This window comes from Planktothrix sp. (assembly GCF_046067725.1).
Classification (GTDB): Bacteria; Cyanobacteriota; Cyanobacteriia; order Cyanobacteriales; family Microcoleaceae; genus Planktothrix.
This window is the reverse complement of sequence record NZ_JBJUDF010000345.1, coordinates 1-2,815: the sequence shown is the minus strand read 5'-3', so window position 1 is coordinate 2,815 and position 2,815 is coordinate 1. Positions and strand designations below refer to the sequence as shown.

The following is a 2,815-nucleotide window of genomic DNA, read 5'->3' as shown; positions in this document are numbered from 1 at the left end:
TTTACTTGATCCTCCAGTCGATGGTATTTTTGGCCCGAAATCAACGGCTGCATTACATCAATTTCAAAAGTTGATGGAGTGTGGTGAAGCGGGTTATCTAGGTGCGATTACTGCCAAAAAGTTAATCGAAACAAAACGTGAACAAATTCCCGTTACCACCCCAATATTGAAAACCCTTAAAAGTACAGTTTTTAAGGTTAAACCGATTGCTTCTTCTCAACTCAATGACTCAGAAAAATTTGCGATTCCCGGTGAGAAAGAATTTGCTGTTTTAGCTTATGACCCGATTCGCGGACATTTACGAGTCGCGTTACGAAATGAATCCTTTGGGGGATATTCGGTTTTATATATTTGGGCAGAACACGCCCAAATTTATGAAAATGGAAAACTGGTTTATCCTAAACCCATTCCATCCAGTTATCGTCTCAATGTTCCCTATAAATCTCAATTAGATAACTGGTTTAATCCAACTGGATCATGCAATGTGACTTCTTTGGCGATGTGTTTGGAATATTTCAAAGCTCGCCGTAAAACCAGTTCGGGTCAATTAGAAGATGAACTGTATGAATATGCAATTAATAAGGGCTACAGTCGTCATAATCCTTATGATTTAGCCCGAATTGTTCGAGATTATGGTTGCCAGGATTATTTTACTGAAAATGCCACCATCAATGATGTCAAAGATTGGATTGCTGCTGGAAATCCGGCTGTGATTCACGGGTATTTTACTTCCTTTGGTCATATCATCGTGGTCGTGGGTTATGACGAATATGGATTTATTGTTCATGACCCCTATGGGGAATGGTTCTCCTCTGGTTATCGCACCGATTTGAGTGGATCTTATTTACATTATTCCTATCGCTTGATCACGCGAGTTTGTATCCCTGATGGTAGTTTTTGGGTGCATTTTATTTCTAAGTAGCTATTAGGAATACCCCAAAATATTAAATTTAGGGCGAGTTTTCATCGCCCTAAATTTGGTTTACATTTTCATGCTTAAATCAAGCCAAGTTGAACGGGTAATGGGGGCACTGCTTGAAATATAATCAACTCCAGTTTCTGCAACGGAACGAATAGTTTCTAAGGTGATATTTCCCGATGCTTCTATTTTAATTCGAGAATTATTCTGACGAATCAGATTAACAGCTTCAGCCATTAATTCTAATGACATATTATCTAACATAATAATATCCGCTTGATATTCTAAAGCAATTTTTACTTGTTCTAATGTTTCTGTTTCGACTTCAATGCTTAGAGGATAAGGCATGGTTTCTCGAATTTTTGCGATCGCTTCTCCAATCCCTCCGGCTGCTGCAATATGATTATCTTTAATCATCACCGCATCATCTAATCCCATACGATGATTTTTTGCACCTCCGACTTGAATCGCATATTTTTCTAATATTCTTAATCCGGGTGTTGTTTTGCGAGTATCCACTAATTGACAAGGTAAATCTGCGATCGCTTCTACATATTTTCGGGTCGCCGTTGCAATTCCACTTAATCGCATCGCTAAATTTAACGCAACTCTTTCACCCATTAATAACGCTTCTAAACTTCCCTTTAAAACGGCAATTTTTGTCCCTTTTTCACAATAGTCTCCATCCTGAACTAAACTCATAAATTCTATCTGATCATCTAACAGTTGAAACACTCTGGCTGCGATAGATAACCCAGCAATCACACCATTCTCTTTAATTATCCAATTCGCAGATGTTGTCTGCTTTTCGGTTAATAATCCAGCAGTCGTGCGATCGCCTCTTCCAATATCTTCTAATAACCATTGTTGCAAAAGCGGATCTAAAATAATTCTAGGGGGTAATATCGCTTTCATATTGATTGACTCTATTTGTGTTCTCAAAATATCCTATAGTCAAAGAAACCCAGTTTCAGCAAAGGTCAAATACAAAAGCCTGCTTCCGATTTACCACTAGAAGCAGGCTTTTGTTAGATATTAACCTGGCACCGAGCTATTTTTCCAGGCGGCTACCCGCCAAGTATCTTCGCCGTATCAGCGTTTCACAGCCGAGTTCGAGATGGATCGGAGTGGTTCCACTGAGCCATAGGCACCAGGAAAGCTTTATAAACTTTTCCTGATTGTTGAGGATTAAACTGCTTTGCGTTTCGCTTGTTTTCCTCTCACAATTTACTAATCTACTTCCTTTTTTTATAAATGTCAACCCCTTTGGCAATTTTTTTTTCGCTCCTGGGCTTCAGCACTTTTCCTCTTCTATCATCCGCAAACAAATCTCGTGATACCACTGATGGAGAACTTGGGGAAAATGAGGACGATGAAGATCCCCTCGCCAAAGAATTAAAGCATCTTCTCCGGTATCTGGGTAATAACCTTTACGACGTCCGGCTTCTTTAAAACCAAATTTCTGATATAAATTAATCGCTCGTTGATTAGAAGCTTTAACTTCTAGGGTCGCTCGTTCGAGTTTTCGTTTCCAAGCCGATACTAACAATTGAAATAATAACCCCTGACCTAACCCTTGTCCTTGATAGTCTGGATCAATGGCTAAAATTGTAATATGAGCTTCTTCTAAAATTGCCCATAAACACCCAATTCCTATGATTTCATTACCCGAACTTCTTGGATTTTTTAATTCTATTTTAGGTAATTTTAATTCTTCTAAGATCGGTTGTGAATTTGCGGTTTCATTAACTTGTTTCCAAATGATTAAATCACTATTAGGACTATCAATTTCTCGTTGATATCCGTCTATTGTCCAAAGTCCTCCTAAACAGCGTTGATCAAGTTCGACAACAGCAGAAAGTTGATCATCGGTTAAAACTTGTAATTCTAAATATT

3 protein-coding genes and 1 rRNA gene are annotated in these 2,815 nt (G+C 38.4%); 1 reads left to right on the top strand and 3 read right to left on the bottom strand.

Going from position 1 to position 2,815, the window contains the following annotated elements:
* Positions 1-922, top strand: a 922-nt coding sequence (locus ACKPEB_RS21420) for a C39 family peptidase (RefSeq protein ID WP_408967043.1), incomplete at its 5' end; no start/stop codon positions are given.
* Between the two features lie 60 nt (positions 923-982).
* On the opposite strand, the gene nadC is transcribed toward ACKPEB_RS21420, so the two are convergent.
* From nadC to rimI, 3 genes are all read right to left on the bottom strand, one after another.
* Positions 983-1,834: a carboxylating nicotinate-nucleotide diphosphorylase gene (nadC, locus tag ACKPEB_RS21415; protein WP_408967042.1), complete on the bottom strand. Its 852-nt coding sequence runs from the start codon at positions 1,832-1,834 to the stop codon at positions 983-985.
* Between the two features lie 123 nt (positions 1,835-1,957).
* Positions 1,958-2,074 (bottom strand): 5S ribosomal RNA (gene rrf / locus ACKPEB_RS21410).
* 139 nt (positions 2,075-2,213) lie between these two features.
* Positions 2,214-2,815 (bottom strand): ribosomal protein S18-alanine N-acetyltransferase (gene rimI / locus ACKPEB_RS21405; protein WP_408967041.1); only part of this gene is annotated, 602 nt, incomplete at its 5' end.